The 7,002-nt window shown below is 71.8% G+C and carries 7 protein-coding genes; 2 read left to right on the top strand and 5 right to left on the bottom strand.

The annotated features are described in order from the left end of the window. The 4 genes from KN815_RS09950 to KN815_RS09935 form a co-directional block, all read right to left on the bottom strand. Nucleotides 1–1,836, bottom strand: a 1,836-nt coding sequence (locus KN815_RS09950) for an amino acid adenylation domain-containing protein (protein WP_216341401.1), incomplete at its 3' end; no start/stop codon positions are given. 134 nt (nt 1,837–1,970) lie between these two features. Beyond that, nucleotides 1,971–3,329: a serine hydrolase domain-containing protein gene (locus KN815_RS09945; RefSeq protein WP_216341400.1), complete on the bottom strand. Its 1,359-nt coding sequence runs from the start codon at nt 3,327–3,329 to the stop codon at nt 1,971–1,973. 49 nt (nt 3,330–3,378) lie between these two features. After that, entirely contained in the window at nt 3,379–4,578 is a 1,200-nt protein-coding gene (locus KN815_RS09940) for a copper amine oxidase (RefSeq protein WP_216341399.1), read from the bottom strand. Between the two features lie 14 nt (nt 4,579–4,592). Continuing rightward, entirely contained in the window at nt 4,593–5,348 is a 756-nt protein-coding gene (locus KN815_RS09935; protein ID WP_216341398.1) for a hypothetical protein, read from the bottom strand. Nucleotides 5,349–5,728: 380 nt separating this feature from the next. On the opposite strand from KN815_RS09935, the gene KN815_RS09930 reads away from it, so the two are divergent. Together KN815_RS09930 and KN815_RS09925 are read left to right on the top strand one after the other, a co-directional pair. After that, nucleotides 5,729–6,142: a helix-hairpin-helix domain-containing protein gene (locus tag KN815_RS09930; protein ID WP_216341397.1), complete on the top strand. Its 414-nt coding sequence runs from the start codon at nt 5,729–5,731 to the stop codon at nt 6,140–6,142. After that, nucleotides 6,139–6,453 carry a hypothetical protein gene (locus KN815_RS09925; RefSeq protein ID WP_253208869.1) on the top strand — a complete coding sequence of 105 codons (315 nt, stop codon included), beginning with the start codon at nt 6,139–6,141 and terminating at the stop codon, nt 6,451–6,453. Before KN815_RS09930 ends, KN815_RS09925 begins: the two co-directional genes overlap by 4 nt. Nucleotides 6,454–6,469: 16 nt before the next feature. Here the strand turns inward: KN815_RS09925 and KN815_RS09920 are convergent. Continuing rightward, nucleotides 6,470–7,002, bottom strand: a 533-nt coding sequence (locus KN815_RS09920) for an SDR family oxidoreductase (protein WP_216341396.1), incomplete at its 5' end; no start/stop codon positions are given.

Genomic DNA, 7,002 nt, shown 5'->3' with positions numbered 1-7,002 from the left:
CTCGGGCGCCACGGGTCCGTCGGCGGCCCCGGCGGGCAGCCGGCCGGCCAGCCGGGCCACCGTCCTGGCGTCGAGCAGGTCGCGCAGCGAGAGCTCCACGCCCAGTTCGGCCCGGACGCGGGTGAGCAGCCGCACGCCGAGGATGGAGTCGCCGCCCAGGCCCAGGAAGTCGTCCTCCACGCCCACCGTGTCCACCAGCAGCACCTCGGACCAGATACGGGCCAGGGCCTCCTCGGCCGGGGTGCGCGGGGCGATATGGCGCCAGTCGCCGCCCGGCGCGGAGCGCGGGGCGGGCAGCGCCTGCCGGTCGATCTTGCGGTGCGGGGTGAGGGGAAACGCGTCCAGCACCACATAGGCGGACGGCACCATATGCGCCGGCAGCACCCGGGCCGCCGCGGCACGCACCTCCGCGGCCTGCGGCGGGGTCCCGCCGCTGGGCGGCACCACATAGGCGACCAGCCGCTTCTGGCCGGGCTCGTCCTCCCGTACGGTGACCACGGCCGTGCCCACCCGGGGGTGGCGGGACAACGCGGCCTCCACCTCACCCAGTTCGATGCGGAAGCCGCGCAGCTTGACCTGGTGGTCGGCCCGGCCGAGGAATTCCAGTTCACCGTCGGCGTTCCAGCGGACCAGGTCCCCGGTGCGGTACATCCGGGAGCCGGGCGGGCCGAAGGGGCAGGCGGTGAACCGCTCGGCGGTCAGCCCCGGCCGGTCGAGATAGCCGCGGGCCAGTCCCGCGCCGCTGACGCAGAGCTCTCCCGTGGCGCCGACCGGCACCTGCCGCGCCGCCTCGTCCAGCACGAACACCCGGGTGTTGGGAAGCGGACGCCCGATCGGCGGCGCGCCGGAGCCCGCCGCCAGGGCGTCCGTCCAGGTGGCCACGACCGTGGCCTCGGTCGGGCCGTAGGAGTTGACCAGCCGCCGCCCGGGCGCCCACAGGTCCACCAGATCGGCGGGGCAGACCTCCGCGCCCACGATCAGGGTGCGGAAGTCGGGCAGCCCGTCGTGGAGTTCCTCCCAGGGCACGGTCGCCAGCGCCGCCGGGGGGATCAGGGCGTGGGTCACCCGCTTCTCCCGCAGCACCGAGGCCAGCTCGGCGCCCAGCAGGGGCCCCTCCGGGGGCACCACCAGCGCCGCCCCGGCGAGCAGCGAGGAGCACAGCTCCAGCACGGAGGCGTCGAAGCTCGGCGAGGAGAACTGGAGCACCCGGTCGCCCGGCCGGACCCGGTAGTGGGCCGTCGTCGCGGCCGAGAAGTTTCCCAGACCGGCATGCGGCACCAGCACGCCCTTGGGCACACCCGTGGAGCCGGAGGTGTAGATGACATACGCGGGATGCTCGGGGAGCAGCGGGCCGAGCAGGTCTCCCCGGCCGGGCGCGTGATCGGGGCCCGCCCCGGCCGCCACCTCCCGGATCCGCGCCGGGTCGTCGAGCACGGCCACCGGCCGGGCGTCGGCCAGCATCATGGCGCGGCGCTCCTCGGGATGCGCCGGATCGATCGGGAGATACGCGCCGCCGGCCTTCGCCACCGCCAGCTCGGCCACCACCAGTTCGGCCGAGCGGGGCAGGACCAGCGCCACCACCCGCTCCGGCCCCACGCCCTGCCCGATGAGGCGGTGGGCCAGCCGGTTCGCCCAGCGCTCGACCTCGCCGAAGGACCACTCGCGGTCGTCCGCCACCAGGGCCGGCGCCTCGGGGGTGCGCCTCGCCCATACGGCGAAGAGCTCGCCGAGCGGCGCGCGGGAGACGGCACGGTCCGTGGCGTTCCACGCCGCCGGAGGGAGGTCCGGGACATCCTGGGGTGCGGACACCGATGAGGTCGCGTAGTGGTCCGTCATGGCGGGGTGTGGCCCTTCAGAGCGGTTGAACGGGCGGATGGATGACGGCTCGGGCCTTGTGGCGCCGAGCCGGGGCGCCCGCACCCGGCCGGGGGAGATGTGGGGAGACGGCCGTGCGGGTGGGCGGTGGGGCCTCAGACCAGTGCGCTCTTACGGGCCATCCGGCCCGAGAGCTGGATCCGGTCGACGGCGCCGGTGCGCGGATCGCGGACGAAGCGCCCGCCGGGGATCCGGCGTCCGGAGGACGGATCCACCAGATCGCAGGTGAGGTCCTCATGACAGACCAGCGGCGCGGGGAGGTCGCCGTCCACGGACAGGGCGAGGCCACCGCCGTCGCCCATGGTCACCTGGTACTCGATGTCGCCGTTGAGATAGATCCCGGTGCACTGCGAGGTCACGGCCATGGGGGTGGCCAGATGGCGCGGGGTGGGGCCGGCGGGCACCCGGACGCCGGTGACCTCGCCGAGGGCATCGGTCAGTTCGTTCCACAGCTCGGTGCCGCCGCCCGCGTTGGCGGTGAAGCCGACCACCACCCCGGTGGCGGGGTCGGCCCGCAGCGAGCAGGAGGTGCCCTGGGCGTTGCCGTCGTGCCCGAACCACAGCGTCTCGCCGTGCCGGAAGAGCGCCCAGCCCAGGCCCCAGCCGTCGGCCAGCACACCGGGGTCGGCGCCGGACACGGGGCGGCGCATCTCCTCCGCCAGTTCATGGGGCGGCAACCCGCGCGGGCCGTCGCCGAGATGGGCCCGGCCCAGCGCCACCAGATCGAGGGCGCCGGCGCGCAGCGCACCGGCCGCGGCCTCGGCGGGGGCGAGGTTCTGCCGCACCGGTCTCGTTCTGCCCGTGGCCGTGTTGGCCGAGTGGCCGCGCGCGATCGACCGGTGCGCAGTGGTGGCGGTGCCGATGAAGGACGGCACGGTGCCCAGCGGATCGAGCAGCACCGACCGCATGGCCTCCTGCCAGCTCATCCCGGTGACCGCCTCGATCAGCCGGCCCGCCGCGACATAGCCCGCGTTGGAGTAGGAGAAGTCCGTGCCCGGGGGCATCACCAGGGTGCGGTCGGTGCAGTGGTCCAGCAGATAGCGCGCGGCGGTCACCGAGGCCACCTGGTCCGAGTCGGGCCCGGACGGCAGCCCCGCGGTATGGCTGAGCACCTGGCGCACCGTGCACGGCGGACCGCCCCGGCGCAGCTCCGGCACATGGTCGCCGAGCGGGTCGTCCAGCTCCACATCGCCGTCCGCCACCAGCAGCGCCACCACGGTCGCGGTGTACGCCTTGGTGACGGAGCCGATGGGCACGGCCGCCTCGGCGGTGAACGGCTCGCCGGTCTCCGCGTCCAGGACGCCGGTCTCCACGGCGAGCGTCATCCCGCCGGTGTGTACGGCGAGTTGGGCGCCGGGCACCTGATGGGCGCGGGCCAGGGCGGTCAGGCGGTCCTCGAGGACGCGGCGCATCTTCGACCGCTCGACGGACGGTGCCGGGGTCGGACGTAACACGGTGCACTCCTTGCCGGGGGACGGAACGGGATGGGCGACAGGGACCGGGTCATGGCAGTTGGCTCGTGGCCGTGACATCCCGGGGCACGATCGTGAAGCCCTGCCAATGGGTGGGCATCGGGTCCTGGTCCTCGTCCCTGGGCACATGGTGGAAATCGACGCTGACCCAGGCGACCGGGTCGGTGAGCTTCTCGTCGCCGGTGTACTTGTCGACCGAGGTGGCGCAGTTGGGGGCGGTGTTGCCGTAGGCCAGCCGCTCGCACTCCCGGACTTGCGTGAAGTACATGTCGTGGTGGGTGAATTCCTCGGTCTCGTGCGGACCCCGGTACTGATCGCTGTGGTGGTTGTCGATCTCCCAGGACTTGGCGTGGCCGTCGGAGTTCTCGGCCGTGGGGTTCACCACCCGCCAGAATCGGGTGGGCGCGAGGTCCGCCGCGGTCTCATGGGAGAGCACCGTGCGCCTGGTGGTGCGCTCGGCCGTACCGCTGCCCAGGTAGTCGTACTGCTCCACGGTGTTCGCCGACTGTCCGTCGACGTCGAAGTCCAGCCGCCAGAAGATGTTGTGCGAGTGGTCCTCGCTGAACCGGGTGGAGCCCACCCCGGTCGGCCAGCCGCTGCTCGCGTCGGAGAACTGGAACGGCGAGAGGCTCCCGGTGGCGCCCGACCGGGGAGTGATGGAACCGTCGTCCGAGAAGCGCCACTCGGTGATGTAGTCGTACCAGCCGATCTCGGAGACCGAGAAGACGACCAGGTCGGTGCCGTGCAGTACGCCCTTCTCCACCGCGCTCTTGTAGGCGAACGGCCGGGGCTGCTCCTCGGCGCACAGCACGGGGGTGTCCCGGAAGTCGTGCAGCCGCCCGTCGGGGCAGTCCTTGGCGCTGAGTGGGGTGAGTGTGCCCTGCTCCAGATCGCCGAAGCCGATCGCGGACACGTCGTAGAAGCGCGGCTGGCCGCTGTCGTAGGGCACATGCACCTCGGCGAGCGAGGCGCTCTTGAGGACCCGGGTGGGGGCGCCGCGGTTGGGGGTGTAGGTCACATCGCTGAGCACCGCACCGGTGTTGCGGTCGATGTCCCAGCACATCTGCCACCGGGCACCGTTCTTCAGGGTGGTGTCGATGCGATCCGCGGCGGGGCAGGACGGCGCCGCCGACGCCCTCGGGGGCGCGGCGGACGCCGGGCCCGGCACCCACAGGGCCAGCAATCCCACCACGGCGACCAGCACACGGGCACGCCGAAACAGACTGGACACGGACGAAGCTCCCCTCACAGGCCGATGACGGCGGCGCGCCTGGCCGACAGATCGATGACGATCCGGCTGGTGTCGATCCACTTGCCATCCGGAAGGCGCACGAAGAGCTGCACACACCGGTGCTCACCGCACCGGGACACCTTCCGGGCGCCGTCCACCCCCTTGGCGCGGGAGCCGAGGAACGACATGCTCTGGAGGCGCAGTTGGGAGGGTGAGGTCAGCCGCTTCCCGGTCTGCGAGGTGTAGGAGTCGCGCATTCCCGGGCCGAGCCGGCGGTCGGCCAGGACGACCTTCACCGCCTCACGGGCCTCGGCCAGGGTGGGAGGCGGCTGGACGCCATGCTGCCGGGCGGAGTCGAGGACCTTCTTGGAGCGCAGATCGACCAGCCGGGTGATGAGGGTGTCCGAGGCGTAGTCGTAGAGCTGGACCTCGGCCCGGCTGTCCGGCGTGGAGGAGGCCGACTTGGGCCGGGGCGGGCGGCGGGTGTCCAGCGGCTCGGCGCCGGAACCGCCCGCGGCATTGCGCTCCCCGCCCGCAGTGTCCTTCTTCTTCGTGTCCTGGCCGCTCCGCGCGGGCGCGGCCCCGGGCCGGGTGACGGCGTCGATGGCGATGCGGGATGCCTCACGCGACTCCCCGGGCGTCAGCCGGCCGGAGTGCGGGGCGACGACGGCCGCCGGCTCCGGGGCATCGGACGCGGGCGATCCGGCCGCCCGGAGGGCGGCGATCCCGCCGCCCGCCAGCACCGCCGTCAGACCCAGCGCCGCGGACACGCGCCATCGCCGATGACGGCGCCCCCTCGTGTCGTCCGCGCCCCTGTCAGTGGCGTTGTCTCTCATCACCCAGCCGTTTCCGTTGTCGGTCAGGAGAGCCCGGTGGGGCTCGCGGTGACAGCACTCGGCCGGATCCCGATTTGTCGCTGGTGCGTTCCCCGTCCACACCGACGGGATTCAAGCCGCTGACGACGGCTCGCGCGGACCCCCCGGACACTTCGCTGTCCACTGATGGCTCACGCTTTCACCACTCCGGGCGGCGTAACAGTCGCATTTGTCATCAAGCGGCTGTGAGAAACGCATGTCTCGATGGGTGGCCGAACGGCCGCAAAGCGATGACAGGGAAGGCCCGTTGGGAGCCGCTCTGCCATCATGCTCACATGAGCCATTCGATCACCATTCGATGTGACATCTGTGGCGCCACACATTCCTCCTCCGCGGCCGACAGCATCGGTGCGCTCCGCGAAGCCATCGTCAAAGTGAGCTGGTCCAGGGCGCGATGGGATGACCGGGTGATCGATATGTGCGGTGGGTGCGGCGTCCGGGAAAAGGCGCCGAGTGAGTCCGGACGACGCTGCGGCTCTTGTGAGGGGGGCGAACTTTTCGATGCCCTTGGACACGACAGAATCGGACATCGTTTGGCCAATGCATTACTCAGAGCTGGTATCGATAATCTCGAACTACTCTCCAGTTTCTCCGCGCGCCAGCTTCGCGATCTGGAGGGCATCGGCGCCGTGAGCGCACACCACGCACTCAATCGTCTGCACTCCGCACCGAGCGAAAGGCCATCGTGAACGAATATTCCACCGGAACATCCGCACGGCCCACTCTGTACAGCGGCCGGCGCCACCGGGTGCTGTGGGTGGTGGGCGTGGTGTTCTCCGCCGGGCTGCTGGCGCCGCTGTTGTTCCTCGGCGCCGCCCGTAAGGGGATCGTGCCGCCCACCGTGCCCGCCGGGTACGCGGTGGCCATCTATCCGATCGCGCTCGGACGCCAGTGGCTGCCCGACCCGGGTGACTGGATCTCATGGACACTCGCGGCCGTGGTCCTCACCGCGGCCGTCCATGCCGCGCTCCTGGACACCGGCCGTACATCCGGCGGTTGACCGTCGGGCGCGGGCCTCAGCCCTGTGCGGTGGGGCGGACCACGATCTCGCCGACGTCGACACCGGACGGCTGCTCGATGGCGAACGCGATGGCGCGGGCGATGGCGTCCGGGGAGATCGCGATCTTGTCCATGCCGGCCTGGATCTCGCTCCTCGCGCCCGGATCGGTGATGGAATGCGCGAGCTCCGTCCGGATGTACCCCGGCGAGACGGTGGTCACCCGCAGCGACTCGCCCGCCTCCTGGCGCAGCCCCTCGGAGATGGCGCGTACGGCGTTCTTGGTCCCGGCGTAGACCGACATCGTCGGGACGATTTTCAGCCCGGCGGTGGAGAGGGTGTGGACGAAATGCCCGAAGCCCTGCTCGCGGAAGACGGGCAGGGCCTCGGCGATGCCGTACAGCACGCCCTTGATGTTGACGTCGACCATCTCCTCCCAGTCCTCGACGCGCAGATCGTCGAGGGCGGAGATCGGGCTGATACCGGCGTTGCCGACCAGTACATCGAGCTTTCCGTACCGCTCGCGTGCCGTCGCGACCAGCCGGGACAGAT

This window comes from Streptomyces niphimycinicus, assembly GCF_018883605.1.
Lineage (GTDB): Bacteria > Actinomycetota > Actinomycetes > Streptomycetales > Streptomycetaceae > Streptomyces > Streptomyces niphimycinicus.
The sequence above is the reverse complement of the archived record's forward strand: the minus strand, read 5'-3'. Positions and strand labels throughout refer to the sequence as shown.

Bases quoted from the DNA above. Each gene is read 5' to 3' on its own strand.
- KN815_RS09930 (WP_216341397.1), top strand. From the start codon at position 5,729: ATGAGCCATTCGATCACCATTCGATGTGACATCTGTGGCGCCACACAT.